Origin of the sequence: Clostridioides sp. ZZV15-6598 (genome assembly GCF_020657705.1) — a bacterium.
Classification (GTDB): domain Bacteria; phylum Bacillota; class Clostridia; order Peptostreptococcales; family Peptostreptococcaceae; genus Clostridioides; species Clostridioides difficile_F.
In genome coordinates this window covers 1-16,362 of record NZ_JAGWCS010000086.1, presented here as the reverse complement: position 1 = coordinate 16,362, position 16,362 = coordinate 1, and the positions used below count along the sequence as shown (strand labels likewise).

Below are 16,362 nucleotides of genomic sequence, written 5' to 3'. Positions count from 1 at the left end.
GTATATTATTTATTAAAAACAAACTTTAATACCATTAATTAAAGATATTTCGTTTTCAGACTAAAATATACATAAATATTATTTTTTGTTTTTCTGTAAATTTTATATATAATATATTTTTTGTAGAGATATTAATAAAAAGAAATCTTAATAATAGTGAATTTGAAATTTAAATTTTCTTGCTTTAATTATAATGTTAATTCATTATAAGCCCCTGCTGGAATCTCTATTCTATCAGCATCTTTAGGAGTAATTCCCAAAGCTTTACATTTTTCTTCATACCTTCGTCTAACTTTTTCAGGAGCAGTTGCATATGTATACTCAACAAAATTTCCAAGACTAGCTGCTTTGCCAATCTCAATTTTTTTACATACACTTTTAAGCTTATCTAAAGGAACATTATACTCAATAATACTATCTGAATCAAACTTGATAAAAGTAACTGATGACAATAAACATATAATTAAAGTTATTAATATCCCATTCTTATATTTTTCATTAAACATATTAGTTACTCTCTTTTTAATGTCAGATTTCTTATGTAATCCAGCTACAAATTTATTTGAAGAATTTGAGCCTCTTCTCATTGCATTTATAATTGTTAAAGCATAGTCTTTTTTATCTTCTGTACTAAAATTTTTTAAAACCCTCTCGTCACAATAAAGTTCACAGTCTAAATCTATATGCTTATCCATTATATATATAACTGGATTAAACCAACAAACTATTTTTAGAATCAACACTACATATTTCAAATAAAGGTCTTTACTCTTAAAATGCATAAGTTCATGTCTAAAAATCCAATTGAGTTCTTTTAAATTATAATCATATGGTGGTAAAAGCACACATGAATCAAAAAATGCTGGTGTTTCAACTTCATAAGAATATTTTAACTTTATATCTTTCATGATATTAAATTCTTTTAATATCCCTTTATAAAGATTTATTATTTCTTCATTCTCAACATCATAAGATAAATCATTTATTAAATTTTTTAGTTTTATGTATTTAAAGATAGTATAAGTTAAATATATTATTACAGTAGAAATCCAAACATATACCAAAATACTATTACTTAAGGTTGAAACACTATTAAAATGTTCTAAGTTAATATTATCAATATTGGCTTTCGTTTCATTTCTTAAAATATTAACTGTAAAGATATAATAGGTAAATGGAAGTAACAACTTAAGAACTACTATTAACCATATATAATAATTGAATTTCTTACTAAATCTTTTAAATGTCGTTTTCTTAAAAATTAGTATTAAAAATATACATAAACTACTCACTATAACTGTTCTAGAAATCCCATTTAGAATTAAGTTAGTCATCAACTTTCTCCTATCTTACTTGAAACATATTTATTTTAGAAATATATTTATTTTTATTTAATATTTTTGCATAGATTACATTAATATATTTTACAAAATAAAAAAATGACCCAAATCATTTTGAGTCATATAACTTTTAAGGGCTGTACATAGTACAGCCCTTTTATATATTAAATAATTATATCCTATTATTTATTAAGAGTAATTCTAGTACCATCCTCTTAATTTCATAGCTTCAGCAACTCTCTTAATTGAATGCATATAAGCAGCTTCTCTCATTGTAACATTGTATTCTTCTTTGATTTTCCAAATAGATTCAAATGCTTTAACCATAGCTACTTCTTCTTTTTGCTCTACTTCTTCTTCTGACCAGTAGTATCCATATAAGTTTTGTACCCACTCGAAGTAAGAAACTGTAACTCCACCAGCATTAGTTAATATGTCTGGAGTAAGAACTATTCCTCTTTCAGCAAATACTTCATCAGCTTCTGGAGTAGTTGGTCCATTAGCAGCTTCACAAACTAATTTAGCTTTTATAGATTCAGCAACTTCTTTAGTTATAGAGTTTTCTAATGCAGCTGGTACTACTATATCAACATCTGAAGCCCAGAACTCTTCTAAAGATATTCTCTTAGCTCCTGGGAAGTTTAATAAGTTACCATGCTCTTTCATATGGTCTAACATAGCTTGACCATCTAAACCATTTTCATTGTATATAGCATAAGAACCTTCTGCTTTGCACCATTCAGCCATAGCTACAACAGTACCACCAAGTTTTTCACAGTTAAGAACTGTGTAAGAACCAACGTTTCCTATACCTTGAATAGCTAATTTAGCTTTTTTCATATCTATTCCTAATTTAGCAGCAGCTTCTCTTGCAGTAACAGCAACACCAAATCCAGTAGCAGCTGTTCTTCCTAAAGAACCACCAAATTCAACTGGTTTACCAGTTAAAACACCTATAGCACTTTGTCCAGTTAATTTATTATATTCATCAACCATCCAAGACATTATTTGTCCATTAGTGTTTACGTCTGGTGCAGGAACGTCAACTTTTTCACCTATTAATTTATATATTCCATCTATGTATCCTCTACTTAATCTTTCTAATTCTCCTTGAGATAAAGTTGATGGATCTACTATTATTCCACCTTTACCTCCACCATATGGTATACCTGTTACAGAACATTTGAAAGTCATCCATATAGATAAAGCTTTTACTTCGTCTCTTGAAACATTTGGATGGAATCTTATTCCACCTTTTGTTGGCCCTACTGCATCATTATGTTGTGATCTAAATCCTTTAAAAGTTTTTATAGAACCATCATCCATTTTTACTGGAATTGAAACTTCAATAACTCTCATAGGTTCTTTTAATAATTCATAAACTGCTGGTTCCATACCTAATTTATCACATGCATTTTTTACTTGAGATTGCGCCATCTCGAAGACATTTACATCTTTTCCTGACATTTGAAAGCCCCCTTATAAATACGTTATAATTATGTATACTCCATTTAGAAAAAACCATTTCCTAAATTTACAGTTTAATTATAGCACACTTTATTGCAAATTAGTATATCATTTTTTCAGTTTATTTTTTAACATGGGAGGAAGTTTATTTTTTTAATTTTATGAATGTTAATATCTATTTTTTGTACATTAACTAAAGTCATTCTCTCAATAGACTTTTTTATTATCTGTTGCATACTTTCAATTTTTTTTATAACTTCTAAATCATTGATATTTATACTTACAAAAATATTCATAAAATTATTGCAATTCTCTATATTGATTTTATTTATTCTATCAATGCTTCCAAAGTTGTACACTTCATATTCAATTATTTGTTTAATTACATCTGCGTCAATATAAACTTTGCCAATGTAACTAAAAGTAGGTCTTATTATTGTCTTTTCTAAAACCACCATATTTATATTATTTCCTTTTCTAAAAAGCCTTTTTAATGGATTTATACTAAGACCACTTGTCATATTTTTTATTTCAACTGCTGGAACAGGAATTACATGATTTCCTTCTTTTCTAGATTGTTTTGCTATTTCTATTTCATCTTTAGTACTTATATCTTGAATATTTATAAATTTATAAACTTTTCCGATTGATAATCTATCTACAATCTGATTAATCATTTTTTTTGAAGTTCCTATAACAAGAATCTTATTTATTTTTTCTTTCTCTATTACCTCTCTAACCTTTTGCCGATGTTCTAAATTATAGAAAATAGCTCTTTTAACTGCCTCAACAGTAGTCTTTGCTTGTTTTGCTGATATACCTGCTAAAACTTTATTTCTATATATTAAAATCCCATCATCAATTATATAATCTATGTCATTTTCATATGCAAACTCTAGTGCCTTATAACTTTTTCCTGTACCACTTGACCCAACTAAAGCATATACTTCCATTTGATTCTCCTTTATTAAATAGTTTCAAGCTAATTGCTCCAAAACTTTATTATTAATTAAAATTATTATATCATTACTAATTGAATATTATATCCAATACTAAAATTTATAAAATAAATAAAACACTACAAAATAAAACTCCTTTATAAAATAGAAAGTTCGTTCAAATAAAAATTAACCAAAAAAAATTTTACTTTTTAAAAAAAAGGAATATAATATACTTTAAGCAAGGAAAACTTACTGGATTTACATTAAAAGGAGCTGGTAATATGAACATTACAAAAAATTTTTTAAAAGACTATTTAGAAAGATTTAGTGAAACACCCTTTCTAGTTAAGCTTAAGGATGGAGAAGAATTTCTAGTTGGAGATAGCTCTCCTCAATTTAAAGTTATTGTAAATAATGATATTAGCAAATCTGAATTATTAAAAAGTACATCTTTAGCACTTGGAGAAGCCTACATAAATAGAGACATTGAAGTTGAAGGAGATTTATTTTTAACCTTAAATCTACTTCTAAAACAAATAGACAAATTTAGTATTGATAACTCAGCTGTAAAACATTTACTACATTCATCTAATTCCATGAGACATCAAAAAAAAGAAATACATGCTCACTATGATATTGGAAATGATTTTTATAGTTTATGGCTAGACAAAACACTTAGTTATTCTTGTGCATATTTTAAAGATGATAATGATAATCTTTATGAGGCTCAAGTTAATAAAGTTCACCACATATTAACTAAACTAAATTTAGAAGAAGGTATGAGTCTTCTTGATATTGGTTGTGGTTGGGGATTTCTATTAATAGAAGCTGCAAAAAAATATAAAATTCATGGTGTGGGAATTACACTTAGTGAAGAACAATTTAAGGAATTTAATATTAGAATAAAAGAAGAGAATCTTCAAGATTACCTTGAAGTAAGACTTATGGACTATAGAGAACTTAAAGAATCAAATCTTACATTTGATAGAGTTGTTAGCGTTGGTATGCTTGAGCATGTTGGCAGAGAAAACTATGAGCTTTTTATTAAAAATGTAAATGCTGTTCTAAAAGATAGTGGATTATTTTTACTTCACTATATAAGCGGCTTAAAAGAATCTTATGGAGACCCTTGGATTAAAAAATATATTTTCCCTGGTGGGGTTATTCCTAGTTTAAGAGAAATGATACATATTTGTAGCGATTATAACTATCACACTATAGATGTTGAAAGTTTAAGATTACATTATGTAAAAACTTTATTATCTTGGCATAAAAATTTCTATGATAATCTTCCTAAGATTAAAGAAATGTTCGATGATAAATTTATAAGAATGTGGGATTTATATCTTTGTTCTTGTGCTGCTGCTTTTAATACTGGTATTATAGATATACATCAAATACTTTTCACTAAAGGTATCAAAAACGATTTACCTCTAACTAGAGATTACATGTATTCTTATTCAAAATAGATGTTTTTATAAATTAATCAAAGTTTAAACTTAATTATAAAAATAGAGCTATCTTTAAATAAAGGTTTTTATAAAGTAAAATCCTCTATATTAAAATAGCTCTATTTATTATATTATTTATAAGCTTCTATTCAGCTATGTATTATACACTATAACAAAACTCTCCATTTTCTTTCATATTAAAGAAGTCTGCATAACACACATCAAATATTCTATTCTCTAAGTCAGATATTTCAACCTTATTTTTTATCAAATGAGTTAATACACCTACATATGAAATATCACCTTGTATAACTGCTCCATAGATTATGTTGTCTTTAAAAATAAACTTTTTATAACAATCATCTCCATGCCTAGTTAATACTTTATAACTATCGTCTACAGGTGTATTCATTCCTATAGAAATAGTTGGTATATCCATAAAATTCATACTATTTTTAAAAGCAAATTCATCTTCTATCTTTTTATCTTTTCCTACCATATTGTGTACAGCTACAATTCCTTGCTTTACAGCTATAGGCCAGATAGCATTTTTACCTACAACATCTCCTGCTGCATATATATCTTTTTGTGTTGTTTGGCATCTATCATCTATTATTATGCCTCTGTCATATTCTATTCCTGTTTTATCTAAAAAGTCAGCATTAGCTTTAACTCCTGTGGCTACGATTACCATATCTGCATCAAGAATTTCTCCATTTGAAAATGCAACACCTTTAACATCTTTGCTATCATCTAAGACAATTTCTTGTATTGATGCACTTGGATAAAATTTTACGCCTTTTTCTTTAAATTTATTTTCATATACTGATGCTGTATATTCATCTAATTGTCTATCTAAAATATATTTTTCCATAAAGGCAACTGAAATATCTAGCTGCTCATATTTAAATAAACCAATTAAAGCATCTATTCCAACTAGTCCTGCCCCTATTATAACAACTTTCTTCGATTTTTCTGCCTTCTCTTTTATTTTATAAATATCATCTATGTTTCTTACAGAGTATACAAAATTTCCTTCTCTTAAATTCTTTATAGGAGGAATAGCAGAAGATGCACCTGTAGCTATTAAAAGCTTATCATAATTTACAGCAAGGTCTTCCATTTGAACTAGTTTTTTATCTGTGTCTATTCCTTTAACAGTTTTACCTGAAATCCAATTTATATTGTTTTTCTCCATAAAGTCTTCATCAACAAAGTTTATTTGTTTTAAAGTTCTGTGTTCAGATATAACATGATGTAGCATACATCTTGAGTATATATTTTCATCTTTAGAAATTATCACTATACTAGAATCTTTATCTAATTCTCTCAATGTTTTTGCTGCATTTATACCAGCAGCACTAGCCCCTAACACTACATAATTCATCATTTTCCTCCTTCTGTAATTCAATTGCCCCACTTGGACAATTAGCTACACATCTAGGATATTCTTCATCTTTACATAAATCACATTTAAGTATGTTTTGCTTGCTTCTATCATCTGGTTTTAATAATCCATATGGACAAGACATTACACACATATAACATGAACCACATTTTTCTTCATCATATGAAACAATTCCACTTTGATTATCTTTATGCATTGCACCACTCATACATGCTAAAGCACATTCTGGCTCATCACAGTGTCTGCAAAGAATTGGAACTGGGTTATTATGTTTGCTATCTAGTTCTATATGCCCTCTACTATCATTATCTATATTTTCTAAATCAAGAGTATACATGTCATAATCTTTATTATGCTTTAACATACAAGCTAATACACAACTTTTACAGCCTGTACATAAATCTTTATTTATAAAAATTCTATGCATTACATTCCACATCCTTTAACCCTAAATTTTTTCTTCTGTCTATTATTATTTGTTCTAATTGATCAGCTGAAGATTTAGGATCTGGATTCACTATAACATGCCCTCCTGTTAAGTCTTTTAATTTTTCTGTTAATACCTCTGTTACTAACTTTCCTCCTGTTATAAATGGAGGTAATGCCAAATGAAGAGGTAAACCAAGAGCAAGTCCAAAAGCTCCATCAGCTAATGCTTGTTCTTCCAACCATTGTGGAGCTGAAAGCACTAATGGTAATTGTGGTAAATCTATTCCAAGCTCAGCTGCTAATTCTGTTGCTACTATTTCAAGTCTTCCTATAGCTAAACATGGCCCAAAGTTTAATACTGGTGGTATTCCTAAAGTCTTACATACTTCTTTTAAATTTTCTCCTGCTAATTCTTCTGCTCCAGGTGACATAAGACCAACATTTTCTAATCCTCCAGTAGAACATCCTGCTGAAAGTACTATAATATCTTTTTTAATTAACTCCTTAGTCAATTCAACAGTATTTATATCATGACCTCCTGCTGTCATATTTGAACATCCTACAACAGCTGCAACCCCTTTAATTTTTCCTTCTGCAATTAAATTAATAAGAGGTTTCCATGAATCTCCTAAAAATGCTTTTAGATTCTTTTCACTTACACCAGTTAAAGACTGTTCAAATCCATGGTCTTTTGGTATATCTATTTCAACACTTCCCCTTCTATCTTTATAAGATTCTAGTGCTTTTTGTATTAGTGAATTGCTAAGTTCGTCTAAATTACTTCTATCTAATTCTATATACTCTGCATTTGCTTTTTTGGCAACATCATCTAAGCAAACCATTTTTACTTTGTATTTATCTGCTATTGGTTCAAGCCCAGGTATAGTGCAGTTAAATTCAGAAAGAACTATATCTATTGCTCCAGTTGATAAAACAGCTTCACTTGTAAAGTTGTTACCAGCATGACCAGCAAATACTTCTTGATAATGTTCTCCTCTTAATTGTAAATCTTGACCAACACATGTACATCCTACTAACTTAAATCCTTTTGCACCAACAGATTGAGCCAATTTTATAACATCTTCATCTTTTAATCTATCTTGGAAATTTGCAAATGTTGAATGTTGATGACCTGTTATCATTATATTTATGTAGTCTGGGTCTATTACATTAAATCCTACAGGAGCCATTCTTATAACTGGTTCCCCTAACATAACATCATTTAAAAGATTCGTTAGAGTAAGACCATATAACCCTGTTGATATTCCTAAATTTAAACAGTTAACTAACATATCTACTGGGTCACTGTTTAAGTTTGTTGATGATTTTACTATTGCATCAAACACTTCTGATTTTGCACCACCAGGCATTATACCTAACTCTTTCCATTTTTTTACTCTAGGTGCATAAGCTATTTTTTCTACTAATTCCATCTTGTCATCTCTTGATTTATATAAATCATTTATAACTTTATCAGCTACTTTTATACATTTATCGTATTTTTCATCACTTTCTATTCCAAACATCTCTGCTAATTGATTTAATGTTTTTTCTCCCTTAATAACACCTTTAGTTATTCCAACATTTTTTAAATTCTTAGCTGTATTTTCTACCACATGTAAATAACAAGCTGCCCCTGATGCTACTGCTCTTAAAAAGTTTCTTGCTACTATAGTGTCTGCATCTGCTCCACATACACCTCTTGGTGATTTTGGAGTTACTCTACATGGTCCATTTGAACAGAGTCTACAACAGACTCCTTGAAGTCCAAAACCACATTTAACCTTTTGATCTTCAGTTCTATGAAATGCTGTTTCAACATCCTTTGAAGCTACAAAACTTTCTAATTTCTTGTCTGCACTTTCGCACATTTTACAAGTGTTACAAGCCATTGCAAATTCCCCCTTATATTTTTATATTAAAAAAGTAGATTTGATAGTATTATAGCAGTTGACTATAATTTAACTATTAAAATCTACTTATTTAATACCACGTTTTCCCAAGCTTCAAACAAAATATAAATTATTAAAATAAATATATATATTTATTTTTTTTTACACTTTTAATTATTCAAATCTTTACTTATTTTTTCTAGTTTATTTAACACTCTATCCTTCTCACTTCCATCTAGTACTTTTGGTTGATAATTATTTCTAGAGCTGCTAGATGTTATTGCTGTTGGTATTATATTTGGCTCTTTAATTGAAGATAGTTTATTATCTGAGAAGGTAAAAGTTTGTTGATATATATAACTATCTGTATCAGAAGGATTCTTGTTTCCTCCAAAACAAAAATTTCCTAAACTATAAGCTATATACTTATCTTTGTACTTTTCTATACCTTGAACTACATGAGGATGAGAACCTATAACTAAGTCTGCACCCTTATCTATTACATAATGAGCGAAATCTTTTTGTTTTTTATCTGGAGAATATTCTAGCTCTATCCCCCAGTGAAAATAAACCATAACAATATCTGACTTCTCTTTTAGGGCTTTAATATCATCTTCCATTTGTTTTAAGTTTTTTTCATTGTATTCAGTTGACAATCCATTATATCCTAATAAACCTACTTTAATTCCATTAACATCTATTACTGCATCTTTACCTAAACCAAAATAATTTATCTTATTTTCATCCAGTATGAACTTTGTATCTTTCATACCTTCCTCAAAATAATCCTCTGAATGGTTATTTGCAATACTTACTGCTTCTACACTTCCAGACTTCAAAATGTTTATATATTCTGGTTTGCCTTTAAAAGCAAACTTCTTCTCCTTAGCATTTGATGCATTAGTAAGAGGACCTTCTAAGTTAACTACTGTCAAATCATCTTTTTCAAATATAGGTTTTACATTTTTAAGAAAATAATCATAGTCTTTTCCTTGTCTTTCAAATTCATGGTCGAAACTACCATAGTATGATGAACCTTTATAGTTTCCCATAGTTACATCACCAGCAAAACTTATAGTTATATCTTTTATTACAGGCTCTTTTTTTTGTTCTTCAACCTGACTTTGATTATTATTAGAGTCTTTTTTAATGTTATTTTCCTTATTCGAATTATTAGAACACCCTACTACAAGCAACAATAGACTCATAATACATATGTAAGCTAACTTATTTTTCATATTAAATCTCCTTTGAATCAATAAATTCTTAATGAAATATACTCTTTAAGAGTATAACATTTTTAAATGTACTCCATACATAACTTTTAAACTTTAATTTTATTTTTAAGATAAATTTCTTTAAGATAAATAAAAATATAAGCAGATTAAAATTTATTGTAAAACTTTAAAATAAGAATATCACAATAAAGTTTTTATTGTAGAATTAATTTAATTGTTATATTCAATAATATTTGTTATAATGTTATTGAATTACAATACATATAAAAGGGAGGATTTCAAAATGGCATATAAAATTACTGACGCTTGTATAAGCTGTGGTGCTTGTGAGGCTGAATGCCCTGTTAGCTGTATATCAGCTGGAGACGACGCATATGTTATAGATGCTGGTTCTTGTATAGACTGTGGTTCTTGTGCAGGAGCTTGTCCTGTAGATGCACCTCAACCAGAATAATAATTGGTTATTCATAAAGAGACTGGCTTAATTTGATTTTATCAATATTAATCAGTCTCTTTTTATTATGTATAAATTTAATAGTATTGTATATAATTCTTTTCTGTGATTCTTTTATTGCTATGTATAAACCTAATATCTTTAATTTGATGTTTCTTTTCCCTCTTCATAAAATCTTTCATATTTACTAAAACAATCAAGGCATACCTTCTTACTATCTTGAATTCTTATATATTGCTCAGGTGCAAACTCTCCACACACTTCACATTTAAGAGACTTAAATATTCTTGCCTTTTCTGGAAGTCTTAATTTTGTATCTGTAATTTCAAATATATCTTCAAATTTACTTTCTAATAAGTATTTTTTATACCCTTCTCTATCCATATCAACTGGTTTTGATTTCACATATATTCTTATAGACTTTCCATTTTCCCTATTAAAAAAATGGTATACTGATTTACCTGTCATTCTAAGTAGTAAATTTCCTTTACCCATTGTACAACTTAATACCACTTGTATGCCATCTATTCCACATGCATCATTTTCAGAAATGCATACAATCTCTTCATCACCTGACTGATTACATCCCAAATACTTTCTCGCTGCAAGTGCTGCTTTAAATCCTATCGCTAGACCTGGACATTCATGACCATGAAATTCAATAGCTTTTTGCCATAACTCTTCCATTAATCTCACTCTCCCTATATTAAGTTAATTTCTATAGTATCTCAATTTTATCTTTTATATTTTAAAAAGCCAGATGATTTAATATTAAATCTTCTGACTTTCTCAATACTCTTCATAGTTACTTATTATTAATATGTTTAAGTTGTCTACTTTCCTTCTTTCATCAAATACGATAAAGTAAATAAGCTTTCTGTTAGGTTTACATTTTCAACTATAACACCTTTCGGAACTTCTAAATCTAATGGTGCAAAATTCCATACACCTTTTATTCCAGCTTTTACAACTCTATTAATAACTTCTTGTGCTCCATTTTTAGGTATACATAATACAGCAATATCTATATCATTGTTTTTTATAAACTCTTCTAAAGTGTCTGAATCTAACACTTCAAATTCTCTTATCTTTAAGCCTATCATTCTAGGATTTGCATCAAATAAAGCTTTTATCTCGAATCCAGCTTTTCTAAATCCTGCATAATTGGCTATAGCTTGTCCCAAGTTACCTGCTCCTACAAGAACTGCATTATATGGTCGGTCTAATCCAAGTATTTTACCTATCTCAGTATGCAGGGCCTCTACATTATAACCATACCCTTGTTGTCCAAATCCACCAAAGTTGTTTAAATCTTGTCTTATTTGAGAAGCAGTAAAACCTATTATATCACTCAATTCTTTAGAAGATATTCTTTGTATATCCCTATCTAATAAGTCTCCAAGATATCTATGATATTTTGGGAGCCTTCTTATAACTGCCATTGATATATTTTTATTTCCCAACATTTTCACCTCCTAAAAGTGTCCTCTTTTTTGTTTGATTCACAATAAAATATTTCTTTTTCAAAACTAATACATATAACCTTGATTATATTATATCAAAACATTATAATTTTAGATAGTTCAAGGAGGTAGAAATTTATGATTGTTTTGTCATGTAACAACTTAAATAAAAGTTTTGGTATAGATTCTATATTGGAAAATATTAGTTTTACAGTAAATGAAGGCGATAAAATTGGTATAATTGGCATTAATGGTACTGGAAAAACTACTTTATTTAAAATAATATCAGGAATTTATGGCTATGATAGTGGAGATATTTACACTTCTAAAGATTGTGAAATCGGATATTTAGAACAAAATACCAATTTTTATTCGGATAATACCATTTTAGAAGAAGTGCTGGAAGTTTTTAAAGATTTGATAGATATGGAATCCTATTTAAGAGAATTGGAAGTTAAAATATCTGAGGAAAGCACAAAAACAAACTCTCCAATTTTAGAAAAAATCATGGATGAATATTCACATAAGTTAGAATTATTTTCAGATTTAAATGGATATGGATATAAGTCTGAAGCTAAAGGAGTTTTAAAAGGATTAGGATTTAGTGACAATGATATGGATAAACCAATAAGTATACTTTCTGGTGGTGAAAAAACCAGGGTTCTTTTAGGAAAATTACTTCTTAAAAAACCAACTTTATTATTACTTGATGAGCCTACTAACCACTTAGATTCTGAAGCAATAGAATGGTTAGAAGTATTTTTGAAGCAATACAAAGGTACTGTTATGCTAATATCTCATGATAGATATTTCTTAGACCAAGCTGTAAATAGAATTTTTGAAGTTCACAATAAAAGACTTAAAGTATACAATGGTAACTACTCTAAATTTGTTGAGCTGTCTAAAATAGAAAAAGAACTAGAGCTAAAAAAATTCGAAGACCAGCAAAAAGAAATAAAAAAACAAGAAGAATCTATTGAAAGACTAAAAGCGTATGGTCGGGAAAAGCACTTAAAACGTGCAAGAAGCAAAGAAAAAGCATTGGATAAGGTAGATGTTTTAGATAAGCCAGAGGCTTATAGAAAAAAAGCTCGTATACAGTTTACTCCGTCTGTTCAAAGTGGAAATGATGTTCTTCAAATTAGAGATGTATCTATGGGATATGGAGAAAGAATACTTTTTGAAGATTTAAACTTAGACATATATAGAGGAGAAAAAGTTGCTCTTATAGGTGCAAATGGTATTGGTAAGTCTACATTATTTAAAATAATAACTAACGAACTACAACCTCTTAATGGTAATATTAAATTTGGAACTAATGTCCATGTCTCTTACTTCCATCAGGAACAAAAAACTCTTAATTTGGATAACACTATAATTGATGAAATTTGGGAAAATAATAATCATCTTACTCAAACCACTTTAAGAAATATGTTAGGAGCATTTTTATTTGTTGATGAAGAAGTTTTCAAGAAGATTTCTACATTAAGTGGTGGAGAAAGAGCTAGAGTGGCTATACTTAAACTTATATTATCAAATGCAAATTTCTTATTGCTAGATGAGCCTACTAACCACCTAGATATTGATTCTAAGGAGGTTCTTGAAGAAGCATTAACTAATTATGATGGTACTATATTTACAATATCACATGATAGATATTTTCTAAATACTGTTGTAGATAAGATTCTTGTTTTAGATGAAGATGGAGTTACTGAATATTTAGGTAACTATGATTACTATATTGATAAGAAAAGACAAGTTCAGGAAATGAGTATTGTTGAAGAGAAAGAAGAAAAAACAAGGACTCAAATAAAGGATGAAAAAAGAAAAGAAAGAGAACAAAGAGAATTAGAAAAGAAAAATAGAATAAAAAGGCAAAGTATAGAAAAAGAAATTGAAAAACTAGAACTTAAAATTGAAGAATTAGATGTGCTATTATGTCAAGAAGAAGTATACTCTAATCCTGAGAAAGCTAAAGAAGTCAGTCAAGAAAAAATCAGTTTAGAAAATGACCTTTCCTCTCTATATGATGAGTGGGAAGAGTTTATGTAAAAAGGAGAGGATTATTTGCAAGCATTGTTTTCTTTAAAGGATGAAAATAAAAGGTTTTATAAGATACTTCTATCTTTATGTATACCTATTATCATACAAAACTTAATTTCTACATCTGTAAATGTAATAGATACAGTTATGATAAGTAGTTTGGGTGAAGTATCTGTAGCTTCAGTTGGAGTTGCGAACCAATTTTTCTTCCTTTTTAATATGTCTCTGTCTGGTATTACAGGTGGAGCTGGAGTTTTTATTTCACAGTTTTATGGAAAGAAAGATATTAGTAATATAAGAAAGGTTACAGGTCTTACCTGTATATTAGCACTCGCTTTAAGTTTTGTATTTGTTATCCCTGCTCTACTAACACCAAAACCAATAATACACATATTTTCTTATGATTCAGAGGTTGTAAGACTTTGTATAGACTATTTTAGTATTGCAGTATTTAGTTATCCATTGATAGCTATAAGTACAGTGTTTAGTACTGGTTCTAGAGGTGTTAGAAATCCTAAGTTAGGTATGATTTGCAGTGCATTTGCTCTTGTAACAAATGTTATTTTAAATTATGGGTTTATATTTGGTAATTTAGGGCTTCCTGCATTAGGCGTAAAAGGAGCTGCCTTAGCAACTGTAATTGCAAGAATATGTGAATTAATTTTAATGCTTACTTATGTTTATTTTTATAAAAAAGACTATATATTAAAATTTGGCTTGAAAAATCTAAAAGCTATTGATAAGATTTTTATCAAATCTTTTTCATCAAAGAGTTTTCCTATATTTGTAAATGACTCTGCCTGGGCAGTTGGAACTGTCCTGTATTCGGTTGCCTATTCAAGGGCAGGTACATCTGCTATAGCAGCAAGTCAAATAGCAACTAGTACAGGTAACTTCTTTATAATGACTGCTGTATGTATTGCATCTGGTGCATCTATTATGCTTGGTAATGAACTTGGTGCTGACCACATCAAAAGAGCCATTGAATATGCTAAGAAATTTTCTATACTGGTGTTTTTAGCTGGTTTAATACTTGGAATTATTTTAATTTTAAATATCCCACTATTATTAAAGATGTTCAGTGTTTCTGATAGCTTGTCTTCTGATATAACTAAAATATTTTTTATAATGGGTATACTAATGGCTTTAAAATCATTTAATACATTAGTTATAATTGGTATTTTGAGAAGTGGTGGAGATACTAAATATGCTCTATTTTTAGAATTAGGATGTATGTGGTTAGCTTCACTTCCTTTAACTTTTATAGCTGCATTTAAAGGGGCACCTATATTTATCCTTGTTCTACTCACTTACAGTGAAGAAGTTGTAAAATTTATATTTGGTGTACCTAGAGCACTATCTAAAAAATGGGCTATTAACATAGTTAAAGAAATTGATTAATAACAATAGTATATTTTAGTAGTATATAATGCTTTAAAATAGTCTCACTGAAAACAGATAAATTATTTCTGGTTTTCAGTGAGACTATTTTTTATTTTTTACAAAGATTATTATATTATAATTTAATTAAATAACAATAATATTCATAACTATTTATCTTCTAAAAATTCCTTTACTTCAAAGGCTAATCTATGTAATTTATCATAATTCAAAACTTCATATGTACTATCTATTTTTTTAATTATACCCTTTTCAATTAAATTCAATAAAGAGTGGTATCTACTCTTTCTACTGATTGAATAAATTTCACTAAAATTACGGATATGCTTTGCTTTACATGTACTATTCTCTTGTTTTTTTAATATACAATAAGCAATGACTTCTGTACAAGAAAATAATTCTCTTACCATTCTAGTCTTGTACAACTCATATATTCTTCTCGTACATTTACTGTGAAATAATTCAATAAAATCTCTTTTAAGGTATAATTCATCAAATACATCTTTTTTAAATCTAAATAATCTTATATTAGTTTTTGCAAATATATCACATTTCAAGTTATGTTCATATATATAACTAATTTTACCTATAAATTCATTTTCTGGTACAATATCAACAAGAAACTTATTTCCTCCTCTAGTGGAACATTCTACTAGTGCAACTCCCTCTATTATAAAAAAGACTTCTTGCAAATCTTCATCTGATGCTACAAATCTTTGCCCTTTTTTATATTCAACAATGGATACTTGATTTAAGTTATTTTTAATAATTGGGTATATGCTCGTTTCTTCTGCTTTCATTAAATTCTCCTTTTATGATATATTGTATAAAATAC

14 protein-coding genes are annotated in these 16,362 nt (G+C 28.4%); 4 read left to right on the top strand and 10 right to left on the bottom strand.

The genetic code is table 11. The features are described from left to right. Positions 1 to 188 precede the first annotated feature (188 nt). From KGF50_RS14960 to KGF50_RS14950, 3 genes are all read right to left on the bottom strand, one after another. The gene (locus KGF50_RS14960; protein ID WP_227848803.1) at positions 189 to 1,334 is read right to left on the bottom strand and encodes a M56 family metallopeptidase; all 1,146 of its coding nucleotides are present in this window, start codon (positions 1,332 to 1,334) and stop codon (positions 189 to 191) included. Between the two features lie 207 nt (positions 1,335 to 1,541). Next, a complete protein-coding gene (gene gluD / locus KGF50_RS14955) occupies positions 1,542 to 2,807 on the bottom strand; it encodes a Glu/Leu/Phe/Val family dehydrogenase (protein ID WP_227848802.1) in 1,266 nt (421 codons plus the stop codon). A gap of 128 nt (positions 2,808 to 2,935) precedes the next feature. After that, entirely contained in the window at positions 2,936 to 3,760 is an 825-nt protein-coding gene (locus KGF50_RS14950) for an ATP-binding protein (protein ID WP_227848801.1), read from the bottom strand. Between the two features lie 269 nt (positions 3,761 to 4,029). On the opposite strand from KGF50_RS14950, the gene KGF50_RS14945 reads away from it, so the two are divergent. After that, positions 4,030 to 5,217 carry an SAM-dependent methyltransferase gene (locus KGF50_RS14945; RefSeq protein ID WP_227848800.1) on the top strand — a complete coding sequence of 396 codons (1,188 nt, stop codon included), beginning with the start codon at positions 4,030 to 4,032 and terminating at the stop codon, positions 5,215 to 5,217. Positions 5,218 to 5,359: 142 nt separating this feature from the next. Here the strand turns inward: KGF50_RS14945 and KGF50_RS14940 are convergent, their stop codons facing one another. The 4 genes from KGF50_RS14940 to KGF50_RS14925 form a co-directional block, all read right to left on the bottom strand. Further along, positions 5,360 to 6,586, bottom strand: coding sequence for an FAD-dependent oxidoreductase (locus tag KGF50_RS14940; RefSeq protein WP_227848799.1), 1,227 nt, complete (start codon positions 6,584 to 6,586; stop codon positions 5,360 to 5,362). Then, entirely contained in the window at positions 6,561 to 7,034 is a 474-nt protein-coding gene (locus KGF50_RS14935; RefSeq protein WP_227848798.1) for a 4Fe-4S dicluster domain-containing protein, read from the bottom strand. The genes KGF50_RS14940 and KGF50_RS14935 overlap by 26 nt, the downstream gene beginning before the upstream one ends. Further along, complete coding sequence (gene cooS, locus KGF50_RS14930; RefSeq protein WP_227848797.1) at positions 7,027 to 8,928, bottom strand: anaerobic carbon-monoxide dehydrogenase catalytic subunit; 1,902 nt, start codon at positions 8,926 to 8,928, stop codon at positions 7,027 to 7,029. The genes KGF50_RS14935 and cooS overlap by 8 nt, the downstream gene beginning before the upstream one ends. Positions 8,929 to 9,098: 170 nt before the next feature. Next, positions 9,099 to 10,166, bottom strand: coding sequence for a CapA family protein (locus KGF50_RS14925; protein WP_227848796.1), 1,068 nt, complete (start codon positions 10,164 to 10,166; stop codon positions 9,099 to 9,101). 283 nt (positions 10,167 to 10,449) lie between these two features. Here KGF50_RS14925 and KGF50_RS14920 point away from each other — a divergent pair, with 283 nt between their 5' ends. Next, positions 10,450 to 10,620: a DUF362 domain-containing protein gene (locus KGF50_RS14920; protein ID WP_009888017.1), complete on the top strand. Its 171-nt coding sequence runs from the start codon at positions 10,450 to 10,452 to the stop codon at positions 10,618 to 10,620. A 141-nt stretch (positions 10,621 to 10,761) separates the two neighbouring features. Here KGF50_RS14920 and KGF50_RS14915 read toward each other — a convergent pair whose 3' ends face one another. Together KGF50_RS14915 and KGF50_RS14910 are read right to left on the bottom strand one after the other, a co-directional pair. Beyond that, complete coding sequence (locus tag KGF50_RS14915; protein ID WP_227848795.1) at positions 10,762 to 11,307, bottom strand: FmdE family protein; 546 nt, start codon at positions 11,305 to 11,307, stop codon at positions 10,762 to 10,764. Between the two features lie 146 nt (positions 11,308 to 11,453). Beyond that, positions 11,454 to 12,086, bottom strand: a complete 633-nt coding sequence (locus KGF50_RS14910) for a redox-sensing transcriptional repressor Rex (protein WP_227434586.1) — start codon at positions 12,084 to 12,086, stop codon at positions 11,454 to 11,456. A 135-nt stretch (positions 12,087 to 12,221) separates the two neighbouring features. Here KGF50_RS14910 and KGF50_RS14905 point away from each other — a divergent pair, with 135 nt between their 5' ends. Both KGF50_RS14905 and KGF50_RS14900 read left to right on the top strand, forming a co-directional pair. Beyond that, entirely contained in the window at positions 12,222 to 14,135 is a 1,914-nt protein-coding gene (locus KGF50_RS14905) for an ABC-F family ATP-binding cassette domain-containing protein (RefSeq protein WP_227848791.1), read from the top strand. A gap of 15 nt (positions 14,136 to 14,150) precedes the next feature. Then, positions 14,151 to 15,527, top strand: a complete 1,377-nt coding sequence (locus tag KGF50_RS14900; protein WP_227848790.1) for an MATE family efflux transporter — start codon at positions 14,151 to 14,153, stop codon at positions 15,525 to 15,527. Positions 15,528 to 15,676: 149 nt separating this feature from the next. Here the strand turns inward: KGF50_RS14900 and KGF50_RS14895 are convergent, their stop codons facing one another. Beyond that, complete coding sequence (locus KGF50_RS14895; protein WP_227848788.1) at positions 15,677 to 16,327, bottom strand: cyclic nucleotide-binding domain-containing protein; 651 nt, start codon at positions 16,325 to 16,327, stop codon at positions 15,677 to 15,679. Between the last annotated feature and the right edge of the window lie 35 nt (positions 16,328 to 16,362).

What these genes read in the sequence shown, in the direction of transcription:
- KGF50_RS14960 (WP_227848803.1), bottom strand. Translation starts at nt 1,334, where the DNA reads ATGACTAACTTAATTCTAAATGGGATTTCTAGAACAGTTATAGTGAGT.
- gluD (WP_227848802.1), bottom strand. Translation starts at nt 2,807, where the DNA reads ATGTCAGGAAAAGATGTAAATGTCTTCGAGATGGCGCAATCTCAAGTA.
- KGF50_RS14950 (WP_227848801.1), bottom strand. Translation starts at nt 3,760, where the DNA reads ATGGAAGTATATGCTTTAGTTGGGTCAAGTGGTACAGGAAAAAGTTAT.
- KGF50_RS14945 (WP_227848800.1), top strand. Translation starts at nt 4,030, where the DNA reads ATGAACATTACAAAAAATTTTTTAAAAGACTATTTAGAAAGATTTAGT.
- KGF50_RS14940 (WP_227848799.1), bottom strand. Translation starts at nt 6,586, where the DNA reads ATGAATTATGTAGTGTTAGGGGCTAGTGCTGCTGGTATAAATGCAGCA.
- KGF50_RS14935 (WP_227848798.1), bottom strand. Translation starts at nt 7,034, where the DNA reads ATGCATAGAATTTTTATAAATAAAGATTTATGTACAGGCTGTAAAAGT.
- cooS (WP_227848797.1), bottom strand. Translation starts at nt 8,928, where the DNA reads ATGGCTTGTAACACTTGTAAAATGTGCGAAAGTGCAGACAAGAAATTA.
- KGF50_RS14925 (WP_227848796.1), bottom strand. Translation starts at nt 10,166, where the DNA reads ATGAAAAATAAGTTAGCTTACATATGTATTATGAGTCTATTGTTGCTT.
- KGF50_RS14920 (WP_009888017.1), top strand. Translation starts at nt 10,450, where the DNA reads ATGGCATATAAAATTACTGACGCTTGTATAAGCTGTGGTGCTTGTGAG.
- KGF50_RS14915 (WP_227848795.1), bottom strand. Translation starts at nt 11,307, where the DNA reads ATGGAAGAGTTATGGCAAAAAGCTATTGAATTTCATGGTCATGAATGT.
- KGF50_RS14910 (WP_227434586.1), bottom strand. Translation starts at nt 12,086, where the DNA reads ATGTTGGGAAATAAAAATATATCAATGGCAGTTATAAGAAGGCTCCCA.
- KGF50_RS14905 (WP_227848791.1), top strand. Translation starts at nt 12,222, where the DNA reads ATGATTGTTTTGTCATGTAACAACTTAAATAAAAGTTTTGGTATAGAT.
- KGF50_RS14895 (WP_227848788.1), bottom strand. Translation starts at nt 16,327, where the DNA reads ATGAAAGCAGAAGAAACGAGCATATACCCAATTATTAAAAATAACTTA.